Source organism: Diaphorobacter sp. HDW4A (genome assembly GCF_011305995.1).
In the GTDB taxonomy this organism is placed as follows: domain Bacteria; phylum Pseudomonadota; class Gammaproteobacteria; order Burkholderiales; family Burkholderiaceae_C; genus Diaphorobacter_A.
The window spans coordinates 54,589-72,069 of the sequence record NZ_CP049911.1; the positions used below are offsets into that span (position 1 = coordinate 54,589).

21 protein-coding genes are annotated in these 17,481 nt (G+C 60.1%); 7 read left to right on the forward strand and 14 right to left on the reverse strand.

Annotation, left to right across the window (positions count from 1 at the left end; translation table 11 throughout):
* Positions 1 to 1,020: an IS30 family transposase gene (locus G7047_RS29685; RefSeq protein ID WP_166312349.1), complete on the reverse strand. Its 1,020-nt coding sequence runs from the start codon at positions 1,018 to 1,020 to the stop codon at positions 1 to 3.
* A gap of 187 nt (positions 1,021 to 1,207) precedes the next feature.
* Between G7047_RS29685 and G7047_RS29690 the strand changes: the two genes are divergently transcribed.
* On the forward strand, positions 1,208 to 1,957 hold the full coding sequence (locus G7047_RS29690) for a hypothetical protein (RefSeq protein WP_166312350.1): 750 nt from the start codon (positions 1,208 to 1,210) through the stop codon (positions 1,955 to 1,957).
* 310 nt (positions 1,958 to 2,267) lie between these two features.
* On the opposite strand, the gene G7047_RS29695 is transcribed toward G7047_RS29690, so the two are convergent.
* Positions 2,268 to 2,801, reverse strand: coding sequence for a DUF4124 domain-containing protein (locus G7047_RS29695; RefSeq protein WP_166312351.1), 534 nt, complete (start codon positions 2,799 to 2,801; stop codon positions 2,268 to 2,270).
* 62 nt (positions 2,802 to 2,863) lie between these two features.
* Between G7047_RS29695 and G7047_RS31595 the strand changes: the two genes are divergently transcribed.
* Complete coding sequence (locus G7047_RS31595) at positions 2,864 to 3,085, forward strand: hypothetical protein (protein WP_371813914.1); 222 nt, start codon at positions 2,864 to 2,866, stop codon at positions 3,083 to 3,085.
* 120 nt (positions 3,086 to 3,205) lie between these two features.
* On the opposite strand, the gene G7047_RS29705 is transcribed toward G7047_RS31595, so the two are convergent.
* The 8 genes from G7047_RS29705 to G7047_RS29740 form a co-directional block, all read right to left on the reverse strand.
* Complete coding sequence (locus G7047_RS29705) at positions 3,206 to 4,216, reverse strand: sugar kinase (protein WP_166312352.1); 1,011 nt, start codon at positions 4,214 to 4,216, stop codon at positions 3,206 to 3,208.
* Positions 4,216 to 5,757: a UxaA family hydrolase gene (locus G7047_RS29710; protein ID WP_166312471.1), complete on the reverse strand. Its 1,542-nt coding sequence runs from the start codon at positions 5,755 to 5,757 to the stop codon at positions 4,216 to 4,218. The genes G7047_RS29705 and G7047_RS29710 overlap by 1 nt, the downstream gene beginning before the upstream one ends.
* 55 nt (positions 5,758 to 5,812) lie before the next feature.
* On the reverse strand, positions 5,813 to 6,961 hold the full coding sequence (locus G7047_RS29715; RefSeq protein WP_166312353.1) for a mannitol dehydrogenase family protein: 1,149 nt from the start codon (positions 6,959 to 6,961) through the stop codon (positions 5,813 to 5,815).
* Positions 6,962 to 6,977: 16 nt separating this feature from the next.
* Positions 6,978 to 7,988 carry a zinc-binding alcohol dehydrogenase family protein gene (locus G7047_RS29720; protein ID WP_166312354.1) on the reverse strand — a complete coding sequence of 337 codons (1,011 nt, stop codon included), beginning with the start codon at positions 7,986 to 7,988 and terminating at the stop codon, positions 6,978 to 6,980.
* 47 nt (positions 7,989 to 8,035) lie between these two features.
* The gene (locus tag G7047_RS29725; protein ID WP_166312355.1) at positions 8,036 to 8,806 is read right to left on the reverse strand and encodes a transporter substrate-binding domain-containing protein; all 771 of its coding nucleotides are present in this window, start codon (positions 8,804 to 8,806) and stop codon (positions 8,036 to 8,038) included.
* A gap of 67 nt (positions 8,807 to 8,873) precedes the next feature.
* On the reverse strand, positions 8,874 to 9,602 hold the full coding sequence (locus G7047_RS29730; RefSeq protein WP_166312356.1) for an amino acid ABC transporter ATP-binding protein: 729 nt from the start codon (positions 9,600 to 9,602) through the stop codon (positions 8,874 to 8,876).
* Positions 9,586 to 10,236: an amino acid ABC transporter permease gene (locus tag G7047_RS29735; protein ID WP_166312357.1), complete on the reverse strand. Its 651-nt coding sequence runs from the start codon at positions 10,234 to 10,236 to the stop codon at positions 9,586 to 9,588. Before G7047_RS29735 ends, G7047_RS29730 begins: the two co-directional genes overlap by 17 nt.
* 15 nt (positions 10,237 to 10,251) lie before the next feature.
* Complete coding sequence (locus tag G7047_RS29740; RefSeq protein WP_166312358.1) at positions 10,252 to 10,935, reverse strand: amino acid ABC transporter permease; 684 nt, start codon at positions 10,933 to 10,935, stop codon at positions 10,252 to 10,254.
* Positions 10,936 to 11,188: 253 nt separating this feature from the next.
* On the opposite strand from G7047_RS29740, the gene G7047_RS29745 reads away from it, so the two are divergent.
* The 3 genes from G7047_RS29745 to G7047_RS29755 all read left to right on the forward strand — a co-directional run bounded on the left by G7047_RS29745 (position 11,189) and on the right by G7047_RS29755 (position 13,805).
* Complete coding sequence (locus tag G7047_RS29745) at positions 11,189 to 11,884, forward strand: FadR/GntR family transcriptional regulator (protein WP_166312359.1); 696 nt, start codon at positions 11,189 to 11,191, stop codon at positions 11,882 to 11,884.
* Between the two features lie 652 nt (positions 11,885 to 12,536).
* Positions 12,537 to 12,746 (forward strand): hypothetical protein, encoded by a 210-nt coding sequence (locus G7047_RS29750; protein ID WP_166312360.1) that lies wholly within the window; start codon positions 12,537 to 12,539, stop codon positions 12,744 to 12,746.
* Positions 12,747 to 12,941: 195 nt separating this feature from the next.
* Positions 12,942 to 13,805 carry a hypothetical protein gene (locus G7047_RS29755; protein ID WP_166312361.1) on the forward strand — a complete coding sequence of 288 codons (864 nt, stop codon included), beginning with the start codon at positions 12,942 to 12,944 and terminating at the stop codon, positions 13,803 to 13,805.
* 305 nt (positions 13,806 to 14,110) lie between these two features.
* Here G7047_RS29755 and G7047_RS29760 read toward each other — a convergent pair whose 3' ends face one another.
* The 3 genes from G7047_RS29760 to G7047_RS29770 form a co-directional block, all read right to left on the reverse strand.
* The gene (locus G7047_RS29760; RefSeq protein ID WP_166312362.1) at positions 14,111 to 14,347 is read right to left on the reverse strand and encodes an MbcA/ParS/Xre antitoxin family protein; all 237 of its coding nucleotides are present in this window, start codon (positions 14,345 to 14,347) and stop codon (positions 14,111 to 14,113) included.
* 678 nt (positions 14,348 to 15,025) lie between these two features.
* The gene (locus G7047_RS29765; RefSeq protein WP_166312363.1) at positions 15,026 to 15,337 is read right to left on the reverse strand and encodes an HU family DNA-binding protein; all 312 of its coding nucleotides are present in this window, start codon (positions 15,335 to 15,337) and stop codon (positions 15,026 to 15,028) included.
* 83 nt (positions 15,338 to 15,420) lie between these two features.
* Complete coding sequence (locus G7047_RS29770; RefSeq protein WP_166312364.1) at positions 15,421 to 15,873, reverse strand: HAD domain-containing protein; 453 nt, start codon at positions 15,871 to 15,873, stop codon at positions 15,421 to 15,423.
* A 175-nt stretch (positions 15,874 to 16,048) separates the two neighbouring features.
* Between G7047_RS29770 and G7047_RS29775 the strand changes: the two genes are divergently transcribed.
* Positions 16,049 to 16,198, forward strand: coding sequence for a hypothetical protein (locus G7047_RS29775; protein ID WP_166312365.1), 150 nt, complete (start codon positions 16,049 to 16,051; stop codon positions 16,196 to 16,198).
* A 28-nt stretch (positions 16,199 to 16,226) separates the two neighbouring features.
* On the opposite strand, the gene G7047_RS29780 is transcribed toward G7047_RS29775, so the two are convergent.
* Positions 16,227 to 17,105, reverse strand: a complete 879-nt coding sequence (locus tag G7047_RS29780) for a DNA/RNA non-specific endonuclease (protein ID WP_166312366.1) — start codon at positions 17,103 to 17,105, stop codon at positions 16,227 to 16,229.
* Between G7047_RS29780 and G7047_RS29785 the strand changes: the two genes are divergently transcribed.
* Entirely contained in the window at positions 17,104 to 17,460 is a 357-nt protein-coding gene (locus tag G7047_RS29785) for an antitoxin Xre/MbcA/ParS toxin-binding domain-containing protein (RefSeq protein WP_166312367.1), read from the forward strand. The genes G7047_RS29780 and G7047_RS29785 overlap by 2 nt on opposite strands.
* The last annotated feature ends 21 nt before the right edge of the window (positions 17,461 to 17,481 follow it).

The following is a 17,481-nucleotide window of genomic DNA, read 5'->3' on the forward strand; positions in this document are numbered from 1 at the left end:
TCACTGAATGGTAGCGGAGCTTTTCTCGGCGATAGCCGCCATGAATCGCTGAAAAGCCTGGTAGGGAGAATCCCAGCCGAGAGTCTGACGAGGACGGTTGTTCATCAGATCGGCCATGGAGTCCAGCGCATCCTGGTCATGCATGCTCAGGTCTGTGCCCTTGGGCATGAACTGGCGCAGCAGCCCATTCGTGTTCTCACAACTGCCTTTTTGCCAAGGGCTGTGCGGATCACAAAAGTACACCCGCATGCCAAGGGCTTGGGCGAGTTCCTTGTGCCGGGCCATCTCCTTGCCCTGGTCGTAGGTGAGCGTCTGGCGCATCGGCTGTGCGATCTGGCGCAGCTTGTTGGTGAACGCGGCCAGCGCACTGTCTGCGGATGCGTCAGGCATCTTGCACAGCAGCACCAAGCGCGTTGAGCGCTCTACCAGCACACCCACCGCCGATTGGTTGCCAGCACCCTTGATCAGATCCCCCTCCCAATGCCCCGGGATCACGCGATCATTGACCTCGGGTGGGCGAACATGGATAGAGACCATGTCTGGAATCTGACCACGCCGATCAGAGCCTGCTGAACGCGGGCGGCGTGTACTCTTGCCTTGGCGCAGCAGTGCGATGAGCTGGCGGCGCAACTCACCGCGTGGGTATGCATAGATGGCGGTGTAGATGCTCTCGTGCGAGGCATGCATGGTTGGGTCCTGGGGATACATGCGCTGGAGTGTGCGTGCAATCTGCTGGGGCGACCACAGCCAGCACAGCATGGTGGTCACAAGAGTCCACAACGCCCCGCAGCTGTGCAGCTTGGGGCATGGCTTGGCCTGAATGCGCCGCAGCTGGCACAGACGCTGCGCAGGCGCGCTGGCGTAACCGCCGTGGCAGGCGTTGCGCCGCAACTCACGGCTGATGGTGCTGGGGCTGCGGCCTTGAAGGCGGGCTAAGGCCCTGATGCTCCAGCCCTGCTGGCGCAGCGATGCCAGCGTCACTCTGTCTTCTGGCTGCAAGTGCTCGTATCTCGTTCCCATTTGCGTACATTACCCTTGGTGAGGGTGTTGCACTTCAGATTTGAGACCGCCCTCGAGCGATTCAACGGTACTGCAACAAAAAACTGGACTGCAGGTCTCTTTCAAGAGGCATCAATGTCCAGAACATCTCTAGCGGCACAGTTCATTCAGTCAAATTTGCGTTCGCAATTACCTTTAGATATTTCTTATGGCACTCATCGACGATCCGAAGGCTTTTATCGCAAGGATGTTTCAGATGGAGGCCAACGAGGGACGCGGCACGTATTGCCAGGTTTTCTCGGAAGGGACAACTGCAGTTCCCATCGACCTGCAGCCGCACGAGCGCGTGTACGCCATCTACAAGTCCAAGTACTACTTCACCTCGGACGCCATGTATGTCTCCGGTTCTCAAGGCAGCTTGAGGCTCGCTTGGAAAGATGTCTCTGCCTGTTCAAGTAAACACGGCGATGGAAGCAAGAAATCTACGATTTCAACGGTACATGGGAAATCGATTGTCATTGACATGACGGATCTCGCAAAAGGGTGGTCTGGTCGCATCTCTCAACTTGTGCACAGCATGATTGACAGATGGGGGAGCCCGGGTGCGCTAGGTCTGCCGCTGATGACGGTACAAGAGTTTCTTTGTCACCCAGATGCGGAAGCTGCATTCGCTCCGAATCTTGAAGGGCGCATATCGTGCTCGGAACTCAGCGAAGCATTTCAGCTACTACTCGGTCTTCCTGGCGTTGAAAGTGTTTTCCTTAGCCGCGCTGGAACGGAAGAAGAAGAGCTTGCTATTCAGGGAGTCGTCATCGTCTCCACGTGTGAGCCGGATGAATTTGCCGCATTTATCAGCCGACTGAGTGCAAGCGAAGTGGTCCCTGCAGATGAAAGTGTTCGGAGAAAAGTAGGACGTCTCGCAGCCGATCAAAAGGTATTTGAGGTCATGTGGTCCTAGGATAGAAATCTACCCATTCCATCGAGGGGACGGTGCAAGTGCCATGCTCGCAGATCACTTCCGGGATAAAGCATTGAGCGTCCGCTTTCATTTAAAGTGACCGGCTGCTACTGGCCGATAGTACGCGTTCGGCGGCCAAAGTTGGATGACTGCAACCGCTGCACAGCCGACTTCCAGGGTAGTTTGTATGTTGGTGCGAGAAACGCCGTTCGGCAGATGAGCCCGCCGAATTCGTCAGCTGTAACTCGCCTTAGCCGCAATCTGTAACCCTAATACGCCGCAAGACATCTGGTACATCAATCTCAAACAGTCAGCACCTCAGTTTGAACTGCTCATCCCTCGCCTTCTTGCGTTCTGAACGTACCCAATCCAGGTCGTAGTACCGACTCCCCGCTCGCCCCATGGAGTCCAGCATGGCGACACGCTCATTGAGCAGTACGCATTGCTCTTTCACAGCAGGTAGCTGCGACATTTGTGTCTGTGCAGGTGCGTTGTACACGGGAGCTGGCCTACTCAGGAGCTCCTCTGCTTCGCTTCTTTGCTGTTTGGCCTCTGCTACTTGGCTCTCCCAACTGACATGCTTGGAGACGGTGGCACTACGCTCCAGTGTCCAGCCGCGCGTAGCGCACCGCTGGGGAATCCAATAGAAGGAGCCGCCCTGCGCTCGACACAAATAGATGACGGTGGTTTTGGGGCCGCTGAGATCGCTGACTGGTGGAGTGACATCGACTTCACGTCCGCCCTTGCAGGGCTCTTGGGAGTAGGTGTTACCGCAGCGGTAGACCTGTGCCTGCCCCGCCATGGATGCAATGCACAGCGCGGCAAGTATGGCCCAACGTTTCATCTGCTTCCTTGTTACTTTCACGGGAAAAAAGTCATCTGCGCCACCCTTTCAGTCTTGCCAACATGGTTCCCCAGGACCGAGCTCACAACAGTGGCTCACGGGCAAAAATCGAGGACGACACCCGCAGGTACACGCTCGATGACTTCCCGATCGGCAACACCATCAAAGCCACGTTGTACAACAAACTTGGCAACGACCCCGCTAAGGATTTCGAGCCACGCGGATTGATCGGCAAGATCCCGAACCTGTTGGTAGTCAACCCCAGCCTGTTGTTCACCACATGAGCCCAAACAAAGTTTCTGGGCGCAGCTTGTTCGAGTGGGTGAAACCCCGGCCTGCGAATCCCTACACCAAGCATTCCAGCAGTTCGTGCGGGCCATTACGCAGCGCCAGGGCGCCATCATTCATGGACTCTCCATGGCAGCGGTGCTGCAATTAAGATTCGAAAGCACACCTGCGTGCAACTCCCGCCGCGTGGGCAAACCGTCTGCATCGCCTGGGAACTGCACCACGCGAGCGCCAATGGCATTGCCGCGCGCAGCGGCCTGCGTAAGCGTCAAGCCCTCAAGTAGACCACTGACCACGCCCACGGCAAAACCGTCGCCAGCGCCCACTGTGTCTACCACACGCTCCACGCGCAGCCCAGGTGCGATACCCGATGCGCCATCGCGGTGAGCGTAGTACGCGCCCTCGGGGCCTAGTTTGACGATCACTTGCTTTGCACCACGCTCCAGATAAAAGGCAGCGATGTCTTCGGCTGTGTAGCGACCTGTGAGCTGGCGGCCTTCGGCCAGGCCAGGCAGCACGGTGTCGCTGAGCGCCGCCAGGGCGTTGATACATTCGGCCATGACCTCGGGCGAGGCCCACAGGCGCGGGCGCAGGTTGGGGTCAAACGAGATGGATGCACCGGCCGCACGGGCCTGCCTGGCGAGGTGGAAGGCCAGTTCGCGGGTGGTGGACGACAGTGCGGGAGTAATGCCGGTAAGGTGCAGGTGGCGCGCGGGAAAAGCTCCTGCCGGCGAATCTGCCACGCTCAGGTGACTGGCGGCCGACCCCTTGCGGAAGTATTCGATCTGCGGGTCGCTGCCGTCGTCAGTGCGGGTCTTTAGCATGAAACCCGTGGGGTGGGCAGCGTCAGTCACCACGTAGCGCGTATCGATGCCTTCGTGCGCAAGCACGCCGCGCAGAAAGTTGCCGAACGAATCATGCCCTAAGCGCGTGATGTAGCCCGTGGCGAGGCCAAGGCGGGCGAGGCCTGTGGCCACGTTCAGTTCCGCTCCCGCTGGCACCCGGCGAAAGTCAGGAACTGCATGCAGCTCGCCCGGCTGCAAGGCCATGAACAAGGCCATGGGCTCACCGACGGTGAGCACGTCCAGGAATTGGGCAGTGGGGGTAGAAGTCTGTGTTGCGTTCATCACATTACCGCGCCCAGTTGCCAGGGCAGAAATTCGTTGTCGCCCAGGCCATTGTCTTCACTCTTACTGCGCTGGCCCGAGGCCGTGGCCACCATGAGCTGCAGCAACGCGGCGCCTGCCTCCTGGATGGTCTGTCGGCCATCCACGACGCCACCACAGTCAAAGTCCATGTCCAGCGACATGCGCGTGAACATGGGCGTGTTGGAGGCCAGCTTGAGCGAGGGCGTGGGCTTGCAGCCATACGTGGAGCCGCGCCCGGTTGTAAAACAGATGAGATTTGCACCGCCGGCCACCTGACCGGTGGCCGAGACGGGGTCATAGCCCGGTGTGTCCATGAATACCAAGCCGTGAGCACGCACAGGTTCTGCGTACTCCAGCACATCCATCAGCCCCGTGCTGCCGGCCTTAGCCACAGCGCCCAGCGACTTTTCAAGGATGGTGGTGATGCCCCCGGCCTTGTTGCCAGGCGAAGGGTTGTTGTTGAGGTCGCCGCCATGCAAGGCGGCATAACCTTCCCACCAGGCCAGGCGCTGAAGCAGTTTGTCGGCCACGGCAGGCGATGCGGCGCGGTGGGTGAGCAGGTGCTCTGCGCCGTAGATTTCAGGGGTCTCCGACAAGATGGCCGTGCCACCCTGCTGCACCAGCAAATCCACCGCTGCGCCCAACACCGGGTTGGCGCTGATGCCGGAGTAGCCGTCCGAGCCACCACACTGCAGCCCCACGGTGAGGTGCTTCAGTGGCACCGGCTCGCGCCGCGCCTGGTTGGCCTGCGCCAGCATGCCCTGCAGCACAGCCTTGCCCTGGGCAATGGTCTCGCGCGTACCACCTTCGTCCTGGATGGTCAGCGTGGCAAACATGCCCGGTGTGCGGGCGCTCAGTGTTTCGACCAGCGGTGCGATCTGGTTGACCTCGCAGCCCAGGCCAATGACCAGCACGCCCGCAAAGTTGGGGTGGTTGGCATAGCCTCGCAAGGTGCGCTGCAGCAGCGCCAGCCCTTCGCCGTTGCCGCCCATGCCGCAGCCACTGCCATGGGTAATGGCGACCACGCCGTCCACGTGGGGGAAGGCTGCTAGCACTTCATCTTTGAACGCATCGGCGATGTGGCGGCACACGGTGGCCGAGCAGTTCACGCTAGCGATTACGCCCAGGTAGTTGCGCGTGGCCACGCGGCCATCGGGGCGCACATAGCCGTCAAACGTGAGCGGCTGCGGGGCCACGGCCGTGGGCTTGTAGCCGGCCCCGGCCGTGTGGGCGTGCTGGGATTCGGCCATGCCCACGTTGTGCACGTGCACATGGGCACCCACCGGGATGTCCACTGTGGCCACACCGATGTTCTGCCCGTACTTGAGGACGGGCGCGCCTTGCGCGATGGGCAGCAACGCCACCTTGTGCCCCGATGCAATGGCATCGCGCAGCACCAGGGTGTACGCCCCCACCTGCAGGGTGGTGCCGGCCTCCAGGGCCTGGCGCGCAACGGCCACATTGTCGGCCGCGCTCAACTGGAGGGCGGCGGGAGGAGGAGGCTGCGTGGGGGTGTTCATGGTGAAAAAGGACTGGGTGGGCAGCAATGCACCGTCAAGCGGTGGCATCGCCAGCTCAAGGAAGTGTGGAGACCATGGCCGCTTGCAGGCGCGGCTGGGCGAGGTCGGGCGCATGTTCTGCAGCCAGCGCCAGGATGGGGCCGAAGCGGCGCTGCTTTTTTTGCGCATGGTTTTGCGCAATGTCGGCAATGCGGTGGTTCAGGAAGGGGTTCTCAAAACGCTCTCGCACGTCCACCAGGTAGGCATCGGCTTGGGCCCGGGCGGCCGTGCCCAGGGCACTGAACACCGGCAGGATCTCTTGCGCCCACAGGGCTTCCAGCGCGGCGCGCAGCGGGGCATCGGCCATGGCCTCGCGCACGGTTTCGTCGGCACGGCGGCCCTCTTGCAACCAGCGCTCGGCCAGAAAGGTGTGGCCCGCGTTGAGCAAAAAGAGCTTGAGCCTCTCGTAGAACGCCAGGTCATCGGTCAATACGATAGAAGGGTGTTTGCACGGAAGCTGCAGCCGGTCCTGGCGCTCGACCACCCACACGGCATAGGGTTCAGCCACGGCGCCTACGGGTTCGATGGCCTCCGAGACGATGCGGTCCACCAGCGAGTTGGCCCACACACAGTGTGCGCCCAGCCAGGCGATGAAGGCCTCGGATTGCCTCCATTGCCGCGCCAGGCCTACCACCACATCGCGCAGTACCTCGCCATTGCGCTCAATCAGCTCGCAAGGCAGCAGCGTGAGGGGGAGCTGCGGCGCGGCACGCCAGCGCCCCTGCAGTAGCACCAGCAGCTTGGCCGGAAAGCTGTGGGGCGCAGGGCGGCCCTCGGCCAGTGCCTCTGCGGTGTCGCGCTCGTCCAGCAGGTAGCCTTTGTCGGCGGTGTTGGACACCATCACGCGCACCTCAGACGCCACGGCAGCGCGAAGTGCGGGCCAGTGGCTGGACACCTGCCAGGCTTCACGCACTGCCGTGCACTGCACGGTGTCATCAATGCGTTGACCGCCCGACAGCCCCTGGATGCGCACGGGGTAGCCACGGCCCTGGGTTAGGGCGGCAATGCGTGCAGCACCTTCGGGCCGGTCCGTGGTCTGCACCACGGTGATGCCACCCAGCGCATCGCTGGCGCCGTGGCTGTGCGCCAGCGCCTGCGATACGAACAGGTCCACATGCGCCAGCAAAAAGCGGCTGGTGCCAAACTGAAGAATCGGAAGAGCCATGTCTGTGCGCCCCGGTTCAGACTTCCACGATCGCCTTGACCACGCGCTGCGCAGGGTCGAGCAACTGCGCGAAATCGGCGGGCACCTGGGCCAGCGGCATGCGGTGGGTGTTGAGAGCAGCGGTGGGCACCTTGCCCTCGCGCATGGCTGCAATCACGGTCTCGAAGTCTTCGGTGGTGGCGTTACGGCTGCCCAGCAGTGTGGTCTCGCGCTTGTGGAACTCGGGGTCGGAGAAGGTGATGGTGTCGCGCACGACCGAGATCAATACGTAGGTGCCTCCATGGGCCACAAATCCAAAGCCCCTTTCGATGGCCTTGCCGTTGCCCGTGGCGTCGAACACTGTGTCAAAAAACTCGCCCTGGGTGGCGGCAGACAGCTGCTCCACATCGCCCTCGCCCAGCGCCACGGTACCCGCCACGCCCAGCTCGCGCTGGCAAAAATCCAGGCGGTCCTGGCGGCTATCCAGCGCCGTGACAGTGGCCCCGCGCAGGCGTGCAAAAATCATCGCGGCCATGCCGATGGGTCCCGCTCCCACCACTAGAACACACTGTCCAGGCTGCACATTGCCCCTGCGCACCGCGTGCGCGCCGATGGCCAAAAACTCCACCATGGCGGCCTGATCCAGAGTCACCCCTTCGGCCTTATGCACAAACGCTTCGGGCAGCGCGAGGTATTCGGTGAAGGCGCCGTCGCGGTGCACGCCCAACACCTGGATATTGACGCAGCAGTTGGTCTTGCCCTGCCTGCACGCCACGCAGTGGCCGCAGGACAGGTAGGGCATGACGTACACCACATCCCCCACCGCCAAGCGCCCGCCAGGCGCGGCTTCTTCTACCACGCCCGACAGCTCATGGCCCATGACCCGGGGGTAGTCCAGAAACGGCTGGTTGCCTGTGAAGATGTGCAAATCGGTACCGCACACGCCCACGCGCTTGACGCGCACCAACACCTGGCCCTCGGCCCGCACGGGACGATCGCGTTGTTCGGCCTTCAGAGTGCCAGGGGTTTCACAGATGACGGTCAGCATGGTGGGTCCAGGAGTTGGGAGGTGGAGAGGGAGATAAGGGCAGGGCTTCAGCCGCCGTGGTACTTCTTGTAGATGGCTTGCAGCTTGCCGTTGGCCAGGTTTTTGGTGATCCAGTCATTGATCCAGGCCTTGAGTGCGGGCTCGTCCTTGCGCATGCCGATGCCAAGGGGCACGGTGGACATCGTGAATTTGGTCACCATGTCCTTTTGCGGAGCCTTGGCAAGCACGGTGCTGACGATGGCAGGTGAAGTGGCGATGATGTCGGCTTGGCCGCTCACGGCGGCGGTTACTAGCGTGGCGTCATCGTCGTAACGCACAACCTGAGCATCCTTGGCGCCGGTGGTCACCACCTTGTCGTTGTTGGAGCCACGCGTAGTGGCTACGCGTTTGCCTTTGAGGTCATCAAACCCGTTGATCTGCACGCCCTTGGGGCCTGCCACTACTGCCAGGATCTGTGCGTAGGGCACCGAGAAGTCAATGACCTTTTCACGCTCGGGCGTCACCGACAGCGAGGCCACCACGATGTCAGCTTTACCCGTTTGCAGGAAGGGGATGCGATTGGGGCTGGTGGTCTGCACGACCTCAATGGCCACACCCAGGTCTTGCGCCAGCAGGTGGGCGGTTTCCACGTCGGAGCCCACGGCCTTCATGTTCGCGTCCACAAAGCCGTAAGGAGGCGATCCGGTATCGAGCGCGATGCGGATCTTTTTGGCTTCGCGGATGTCCTTGAGCAGGTCGGCATGGGCCGTTCCAGCGCCAAGGGCCATCAGAGCGGCTGCGGCAATCAGGCCGCGAATCAAAGTGGAACGCTGTGTCATGGTGTGTCTCCGTTGTGGTTGTCAGAAAGTCGAGAAGGGAACGCAGGAATGCAGCGGGGCGAGTGCATCAGAGGCCGTTGCCCACAAAGTCACGCAGCTCGGTGGTGGCGGGTGCATCGAGGATGGAGGCCGGTCCGCGCTCCCACACGCGGCCCTTGTGCATGAAGATGACTTCATCGGCCACCTTGCGAGCAAAGGCCATCTCGTGCGTGACGAGGATCATGGTCATACCGCCTTCGGCAAGCTTCTCCATCACACGCAGCACCTCGCCGGTGAGCTGTGGATCAAGCGCAGAGGTCACTTCGTCAAACAGCATGAGCTGCGGCTGCATAGCCAGCGAGCGCGCAATGGCCACGCGCTGTTGCTGCCCGCCGGACAGTTGCGAGGGGTAGCACTCTGCTTTTTCAGCCAGGCCCACCTGAGCAAGCACGGCCAGCGCACGCTCTTTGGCTTCGGCTTTGGCCACTTTTTGCACCAGGCGAGGCGCCAGCATGATGTTTTGCAGCACCGTGAGGTGGGGGAACAGGTTGTAGCTCTGAAACACGATGCCCACGTCGCGGCGCAATTGGTGCAGGTCGAGCCCAGGCGAGGTGACCTCATGACCACACACGCGGATGCGGCCTTGGTCCACGGTTTCAAGGCGGTCGATGCAGCGCAGTGCCGTGCTTTTACCCGAACCGCTCTGGCCGATGATGGCCACCACAGCCCCCTTCTGGACAGTGAAGGACACACCCTCCAGCACACGGGTGCTGCCGAAGCACTTGGAGATGTTCTCGATCTCAACGATGGGCGACATGGAAGCTCCTCTCAAGGCGGCGGCTCAGCACCGACAGCGGGTAACACAGGGCGAAATACAGCATCGCCACGATCACGAAAATGACAAACGGCTCAAACGTCGAGTTGTTGATGATTTGCCCGGCGCGAGCGAGCTCGACAAACCCGATGGCCGAGGCCAGCGAGGTGTTCTTGACGATCTGCACCATGAAACCCACGGTGGGGGGCGTAGCGATCTTCACAGCCTGGGGCAGGATGACGTGGATGACCCGCTGGTGCCAGCGCAGCGCCAAGCACTCGGCCGCCTCTGCCTGAGTGCGGGGCACCGATTCGATGCAACCGCGCCAGATCTCGCCCAGGTAAGCCGACACATAAATCGACAGGGCCAAGGCAGCCGCACCCAGCGGCGGCACATTTAGACCCAGCGACGGCAGCCCGAAATAGGCCAGCGGCAACAGCACCAGCAAAGGAGTGCCCTGAATCAGCTTGACGTAAAGCGACACCACCAGGCGCGACCAGCGCGGCCCATACGAGGTGCCCAGCGCCACCACAAAGCCGAGCAGGCCACCGCCCACAAAGGCCAGCAAAGACAGGCCAACGGTCCATAGCAGGCCATCGAAGAGGAATTGCAGGTGGGCAGAAGTGAGGAATCTCATGGCTTGGCCTCCGGATTACAAAGGCGTGCCAAGACGGCGGCGGCGCGGGAAGGCCCACCGGGCCAGGAGCCAGAAGATGCCACGCATGACCAGCGACATCGCCAGGTAGGCCACTGCCACGATGAGGTAAGTCTCGACAGAGCGGAAGGTGTCGGACTGGATGCGGTTGGCCACCGCCGTCAGTTCCTCTGCCGAAATCTGCGAACTGATCGACGAAGCCAGCATCAGCAGCACGTACTGGCTCGTCAACGCGGGGTACACCCGCTCCACGGCCGGTGGCAGCACCACGTTGCGCAACATCTGCCAGCGGGTCAGCCCCAGGCATTCGGCAGCTTCCAACTGACTCTTGGGAATGGACTCGATACCCGCACGCACGATCTCGCTGGTGTAGGCCCCCACATTCACCACCAGTGCTACCGTAGCTGCCGTAAAAGCCCCCACCGCAAAGCCCATGGACGAGAGCCCAAAGTAGACGATAAAGATCTGCACTAGCAACGGGGTATTGCGGATGACCTCGATATAGACACCGGCAAGGCGAGCTAACCATTTGGCGCGGCCCGTGGTGGCTAGCGCGCAAAAGACCCCCACAAGGAACCCGAAGAAGGTCGATGCCAGGGACAGCGACAACGTGGTCCATGCGCCTGCCAGCAGGTCTGGCCAATAGGCCAGCGGACCGGAAAAGTCGAAGGAGTATTTCAAAGTGGTAACTGCGCCAGGCGGAGGACCTGTTTTGCGCATCTCTTTTTTGGTAAGGCCAATTTAAACTTAATACCCAAATTGGCCTTACCGGGTTAACCCCAGTTCACCCAAATTTTCCAGAAAAGACAATCCAGCACGCGCTTTTCAATAAATTTCCCCGCATAGATGCGTGAAAAATACGTTGTGCAGTGCTTTTTGGCCTGACCAAGATATCTGACCAATCTTTCCATTGCCCACTTCAGAGGCCGCCTGCATGACCGAATTTTCCAAAGTCCCAGACCCGACGCGGCGCCTGTATCAGCTCATCGCAGACAAGGTGCGAACCCTCATCCAGCAGGGCGATTACAAGGAAGGTAGCCGCCTGCCACCCGAGCGCGACTTGGCTCAGCAACTGGGGGTTTCACGCCCCTCACTGCGCGAGGCCCTGATTGCATTGGAGATTGAAGGCAGTGTGGAGATCCGCATGGGCTCGGGCGTGTACGTGTGTAGCCGGGCACTGCGCCGCAGCGCCGCACCGTCGCCCATGGGTGAGAGTCCAGCTGAGCTGATGCAGGCACGCGCAGCGCTGGAGGGTGCGGTGATCGTGCTTGCCTGCGTTAATGCCACCCCGCAAGGGTTGGCACGGATCGCAGAGAGCGTCGAGGCCATGCGCGCAGACATCGTCGCTGGGCGAGATGTACTGGAGCACGACCGTGAATTCCATGTGCGCATTGCAGAGATGAGTGGCAACTCGGTGCTACTGAGCTTGGTGGGCACCTTGTTTGATGAGCGCCGAAGCCCCTTGGCCAGCCATATGCGCAACCGACTCGAAGGCCAACCCACTTGGAGCGCCGCCCTGGCGGAGCATGAGCTCATCCTGCGCTGCTTGCAGTCCCGCGACCCACTGGCAGCGGAGTCAGCAATTCGTTCCCACATTCGAGCAGCAGCTGACCGGTGGGTCACTCCCTGAGAGCCGCTTTCGAACCCAAGTGCGGTGACTCAAGATTACCTGCTTAGCGGCACCGTACAGTGAACTGTTCCAAGGCCAGCCGGAGCCCTCCAACAGACATACCGAGTTCTCGACGCCAGGTAACCAGCGCGGCCCACTTCAACGTCATCCAGTGGCAGTGTGGACTAACGTTCCCATAACTTCAGTCCAAGTACTGGGACGAGCCGCTATGTGAGCAAGCCCTGATAGCAAAACGCACACTGGACAGACTCGGCCTGCAAGGATGCCGGCCGAGAAGCACGGCTTGATTGGCCCGATCACAGCGAGAGTGACAAGAATTGCAAATGAACTGAATCACTACCGCGAAGGCTCAGCCCATGGCATCAAGCACGTAGCTGGCGATCAGTGCCCCGCTCACTTGTGTGAGTTGGTCGCTGCTGTTGTAGCTGCGGGGCTATGCAGCTAATTAACGCGATGTTCTCGCCGCATCGCTGGCCCACGTCGAGTCGCGCGTTAAAAAAGTGGCGTCGAGTCACCCGTTGCCCTATTCCGCGATGCCCTTCGCAAAGGCTATGGAGTTGAGGAAGGCGCCAAGGCTCTGGCCAAGGCCAAGACTGCGGGCAAGAAGGCCTCCAGCAAGACCGCCAGCACGCCATCAAACCAAGAACAGGCCGTGGATCCTGCCGAGGCCTCCAAACGCACACGCGAGTACCTTGATGCCCTGCCTGCGGATAACCTCAAGGATGTCATTCGCCAGTTCTCGGCCACCCTGGCTGAGGGATCGGTAGTGCTGGGCTATTTCCAGCGCTCAGGCATGAAGTCCAAGGTCGTCAAAACCGCTCTTGAGCAGTTCGTGGCGTCCACTATCCTGAACAAGGCCTGAGCCTGCCGCTGCGGCGCTCGGGCCGCTGGCTGGGGCCCAGAGGCCCCGTGGGGCAAACAGATGACCTTTGGAGTGTGAAGTAGTTGCGGTTTTCAACACACGCGTGGGAATTCCGTCGCTGACATCGGGGCGAGCATGTGTCAGCATGGGGCCCACAGCAAGGCACAGAGCCCCACACATTTAACCTCCCCCGCTATGTCCTACAACAACGACCCCTCCGGCCGCATCGTTCACGGCAACTATCACAACGCAGGCGAATTGATGACGTCCGGCGTAAATTCCTCGGACAACGACACCACTGCTGCGTTCAAACTGGATCAGGCCAAAAAGCGCCAGCAAGAGCATGACGATTTCTTCAAGAACTACGTCCCTGTGGGGCACGTTGAGGACATGCGTTCCGAGTACGACAAAGCCCTCGCGAAAGCCAAGACCGAGAACGCAGTGCGCTTCGCGCTCATCCTCATGGCAGCAGCAGTGCTTTTCTTCGCTCTGAACACCACCATTGGCGGGAAAATTCGGGACAACTCTCTCTATGGGGTCAAGGACAAATACAGCTTCTCACCCATGGAGGTGACTGCGTATGGGCACGTTGCAGCGCCCTCACCAGACTTCAAGCAGCGTGGTGCCGATGATTTCGAGCGCAGGTTTGGCAGCCTGTTCAAGGCAGGCACACCCTACGTTCGAATGTTTGATGACTGCGAGAAGAAGTTCAATTGCATGGATGCAACATTGCCAGCCGTGCTGAATCTCAAGCGTTATGCATTGAAGCCAGACTCACTGCTCGATGATGTCTGCAGCGTCGCGCTTAAAAACATGCTCGACGGAACTCGCTCGGGCTACAAGGGCCCTTTGGATGTGAAGTTCGTACCTCAAAAGGATTTCTCCAACAATCACTGCGTGACAGCCAACTCAGAGCAGATCAATGCCATCGCGGGCCCGTTGAACACGCGCTACAAGCTGGCCATTGGCGGGATGGTGTTCTTGCCCAGCCTGCTGCTGATGGCGCTTCTGATGTTCTTCGTGCCCAAGACGGCGATGCCGATCAAGCACGGGCTGTGACCCAAGAAACCGGCTCTAGCTGGCTTTTTAACCATTTTGGGCATCTGGGACTGGCAGTACCAGGTGCTGGCTATGTGGGGCCACGGCGTCGAGCCTGAGAGAGACCACAACCGCCCCCTCCCTGAAATCCCCGCTCATGGTGTTGTGCAGCTGAGCTGTAGGTTCTCATTGATCTTGCAAATATTCTCAGTACTTTTCAACAAGGCGTCGTTCCTATGAGGAGCGACACGCATCGTGAGATTAAGGCTAGGTTGGTGAGAGATTGCGATTCAGTGCGGCGACGGGGCTAGATCTGACTGGAATGATTAGGCGTAGCTGCCACTTTGGATTTGCAGCAGGGTGGACTGGATCAAGGCCAGCCCTCCAGGCTCTTGCAGTAGATCCCCTGGGCAGCGATTTCCGAATGCGGGCAGTGGCGCATTGAGCCACCCTTGCAGCCAGGCCTTGGCGTTGAATCCGTCAGGGCGCCCTGACTCCTCAACGATCTGCTTCACAAGGTCAATCAGCTCTTGTGGGGGTGCTGCTTCGCGGGGCTTGGCCATGCTGCATTTTGATCTTGCGGAACGCTGGCTGCAAGCTCCCTACAGTGCTCCATGTGCGGTACGTTTTGTGGAACTTCATTTGCTGGGTGCCGCATCATCAATTGCAGTTTCAAAAACTGCCAATTCTTGCGGGACAATCTCAACGCCTTATGTTCTGCTCCAGACACTACCGTCTACGGTTGCCAGTCAGAAGATTGTGAGAGGTTCAATGAGCTGTTTGCGAAACATGTACCCTAACTCTTAGGTCAGGCGGACCTGTCGCGGCGAGCCGCGCCAGTCCGCTTACCTCCAACGTTTGAGCGTCCGCTTTCAGCTGCCACCACAGCCTGCTCCTTGCCGACAGCACCTATTCGGCAATTCAGTGCCAACGACAGCAATCGCTGCAGAGCCGCCTTCAGCATGAGACGGTTGCAGATACTGACCTCCAGAAATCGGTACCTGTCGATTGGTAGAGTCACGGCTGCTGACCAGTCAGGTATTCAAGAAATGTATTCCTTGCATTCATGGCACTCGGGTAAGGGCTCACCACTCTTGCGTCCAGATCCACGCGCTGGTTTTTTAGAGACCGGGGTACTTCAGGAGTTTGCGTTTTAAACACCAAGCGCGCAAAACAAAGCCGCCTAAGGCCAATAGCCAGAGGCGGCTGCGAACAATATCGAGGGGCTTGAAACCCGTAGCTTATTTGCCTGCTTTCTCCGCCTTGCGTTTGGCTGCCTTGGGATCCACCACCGCCTTGAATTTGGCACCGGGCACAAACTTGGGCACGGTGGACGCCGGAATCTTCAGGGCTGCTCCAGTTGACGGGTTCTTGCCGGTGCGAGCAGCACGCTTGGCAGACTTGAAGGTACCAAAGCCCACGAGTTGGACGGCATCCCCCTTCTTGACGGCGGTTTGGACCGTTTCAATGAAAGACTCCAGCACCGCTGCAGCTGCGGCTTTGGTCAGGTCGTTCTTGGATGCCAGGAATTCAACGAGTTCTGCGCGGTTCATGTGTTTTCAGTAGATAGAGGAAGAGGCAGTGTTTATAGCGCTACCGCGGAACGCCCCCCTAAAGTGAGGAGCCGCTCCGCACTTCAGCGCAGTTGGTGCATTCTCACCTTGAGCTGCTCACCTGCTGCAGCGGTTAACCCTGTCTTCCGATCCGACAAGAACAGCGACTTGCAAAACGGCCGAAACAACCAGGAACGGTCATCCAATGCCATCCACGGCAGGTACGGCACGTCGTTGCTTCTCAGCCATGCCTGGCACTCGGCCTCCCGCTCGTAGGCGACAAGGCTGGAAGGTACATCGACCAAGGTGTTGAATCGGGGCGTTTCCCCCACCACTCGCTCAGCGATGTCTGCAGAAAACCGGCTGCGCAGTTGGTCTAGCGACTTTTGCAGCCGCCAGGTGCTGCTAATCACCACCTGCCACTCCGGTGCCTGTCGCAGTGCGTCTTCCAGCACGGGCAGACAACAGAAATGCTTGGATTCATGGCAGTGCTCTGGATGCAAAACTCCGTCAAAGTCCAGGAACAGGATGGGCATGCAGACTCCACAGGGGATGGCCTCTAAAAAGCGGGCAGGAGAATTGTCTCCTCCTTCACGCTCCCCGAGTCACATAGTGCGATCAGCGACCCCGGGGTAATCCACATGCACCAGCGTGGGATGGCGTGACCTTCACCGGTCAAACAGCTAGACTGGTGCAACGCAGGAATGAATCATGAACGGCCACACCTACCTCACGCTCTCGCTGATTTCGGCCGGACTTGTTCTGTTTGTGGCGTTCATTGGTCCATTGGCCAGTCGTTGGCACCAAAAACTCGAAAGAGATTTGCAGCGGATGAGAAAAACTGACCGCCGCCACCCCTGACAACGCCCGTGGCAGAGGCTCGGTACTGCTACTTACCAACCCCCGGCAAAAACTCCACCCCCGTGCGCCGCACCAACTCCCGGTAGCTGATGGGGGCCGAGACCCGTTCCCCCTTCCGGTTCTCTTGCCAATGCGCCCAGCTGCGGCCCGTGGTGGCGTCGTACACCAGCTTGAAGAGATAACGCGGAACCTGCACTCGGCCTTCCCCAATCGTTGGGGCTTTGGGCTCAAACACCGGCCCGGTGATCACATACACATCCCCCTTGGCGCGCAGTGCGTACTTGCGCGTGTCCTGCTCAATCTTGGCCCAAGAGCCACCGTTTTGCTGCGCGTTCTGGGGAACCATGTTCGCCAAAGAAAAACTCTGCGCCATGGCCGTGGGGGTGGGCATGTCTCCTGCGGGTGCCATGTGTCCGCGTGAATACCCCGAACGCTTGTAATCCTCCAACTCTGCACGCTCCGCTGCTGGAAGGCGTGCATCCGCGAAGAACTTGTCGGCCCGTCGTTCATCCGCGTCTTCAATGCTCTTGCGATTCAGGCGCTGCGCCACATAGACCGGCGTCTTGGTCTCCCCACTGTGCAGCACGGCAAACGCTTCATAGCAAAGCTCACGCAGAGCAGGGCGAGGTGCCACCACAGGAGGTCGTCCCTCCACAAAAAACTGCCGGCACTCGGCAAAGCTCGTAGGGTGGGGAACGATCAGCGGCGCCAGGTCATTGAAGTAACCACGGGCCAGGGCGGGCAGGGTAACAAAGAGCGCCAACGCGAGAACAAGTGCGGGGCGACGGGCAGAAATAGTCACAGAATCTGGTGCAGCAAAAAGGCCGGTGATTTGAACACCACCTGGATGCAGAAACCCCTTGATACACTGGCCCGCATGGGGGAAAAGATGAGAGTCGATGCGCATGACCAGTAACCAAGTCTTGACCCACAGTGCACTGCGAGCCGGTGCACTTCTCGGGCTCTCCCATGCAAAACTCGCCCGTGCCTTGGGCCTGGACCAAAGCACGGTCTCAGCGATGGAGCACGGGTTGGCAGAGCTTCAAGGCGACACTCCCAGCGGGCAGCGTGCTCTCACCCTGATCAAGATCTACCCGGCGTTGACTGCCAATGTGGACGGGGATGAACAAGCCTCCAAGCAGTGGGTTTGCTCACACAACACAGGCCTTGTGGGAACGCCTGCATTGCTCATGCAAAGCGAAGGTGGATTGAACGCTGTCCTGGCTTACCTGCAGAGCATGGAAGCTCTGCAAGGGCGGTGAACGCTTTGCGTACCGGAGCCT

Bases quoted from the DNA above. Each gene is read 5' to 3' on its own strand.
- G7047_RS29685 (WP_166312349.1), bottom strand. From the start codon at position 1,020: ATGGGAACGAGATACGAGCACTTGCAGCCAGAAGACAGAGTGACGCTG.
- G7047_RS29690 (WP_166312350.1), top strand. From the start codon at position 1,208: ATGGCACTCATCGACGATCCGAAGGCTTTTATCGCAAGGATGTTTCAG.
- G7047_RS29695 (WP_166312351.1), bottom strand. From the start codon at position 2,801: ATGAAACGTTGGGCCATACTTGCCGCGCTGTGCATTGCATCCATGGCG.
- G7047_RS31595 (WP_371813914.1), top strand. From the start codon at position 2,864: ATGGTTCCCCAGGACCGAGCTCACAACAGTGGCTCACGGGCAAAAATC.
- G7047_RS29705 (WP_166312352.1), bottom strand. From the start codon at position 4,216: ATGAACGCAACACAGACTTCTACCCCCACTGCCCAATTCCTGGACGTG.
- G7047_RS29710 (WP_166312471.1), bottom strand. From the start codon at position 5,757: ATGAACACCCCCACGCAGCCTCCTCCTCCCGCCGCCCTCCAGTTGAGC.
- G7047_RS29715 (WP_166312353.1), bottom strand. From the start codon at position 6,961: ATGGCTCTTCCGATTCTTCAGTTTGGCACCAGCCGCTTTTTGCTGGCG.
- G7047_RS29720 (WP_166312354.1), bottom strand. From the start codon at position 7,988: ATGCTGACCGTCATCTGTGAAACCCCTGGCACTCTGAAGGCCGAACAA.
- G7047_RS29725 (WP_166312355.1), bottom strand. From the start codon at position 8,806: ATGACACAGCGTTCCACTTTGATTCGCGGCCTGATTGCCGCAGCCGCT.
- G7047_RS29730 (WP_166312356.1), bottom strand. From the start codon at position 9,602: ATGTCGCCCATCGTTGAGATCGAGAACATCTCCAAGTGCTTCGGCAGC.
- G7047_RS29735 (WP_166312357.1), bottom strand. From the start codon at position 10,236: ATGAGATTCCTCACTTCTGCCCACCTGCAATTCCTCTTCGATGGCCTG.
- G7047_RS29745 (WP_166312359.1), top strand. From the start codon at position 11,189: ATGACCGAATTTTCCAAAGTCCCAGACCCGACGCGGCGCCTGTATCAG.
- G7047_RS29755 (WP_166312361.1), top strand. From the start codon at position 12,942: ATGTCCTACAACAACGACCCCTCCGGCCGCATCGTTCACGGCAACTAT.
- G7047_RS29760 (WP_166312362.1), bottom strand. From the start codon at position 14,347: ATGGCCAAGCCCCGCGAAGCAGCACCCCCACAAGAGCTGATTGACCTT.
- G7047_RS29765 (WP_166312363.1), bottom strand. From the start codon at position 15,337: ATGAACCGCGCAGAACTCGTTGAATTCCTGGCATCCAAGAACGACCTG.
- G7047_RS29770 (WP_166312364.1), bottom strand. From the start codon at position 15,873: ATGCCCATCCTGTTCCTGGACTTTGACGGAGTTTTGCATCCAGAGCAC.
- G7047_RS29775 (WP_166312365.1), top strand. From the start codon at position 16,049: ATGAACGGCCACACCTACCTCACGCTCTCGCTGATTTCGGCCGGACTT.
- G7047_RS29785 (WP_166312367.1), top strand. From the start codon at position 17,104: ATGACCAGTAACCAAGTCTTGACCCACAGTGCACTGCGAGCCGGTGCA.
- G7047_RS29780 (WP_166312366.1), bottom strand. From the start codon at position 17,105: ATGCGCATCGACTCTCATCTTTTCCCCCATGCGGGCCAGTGTATCAAG.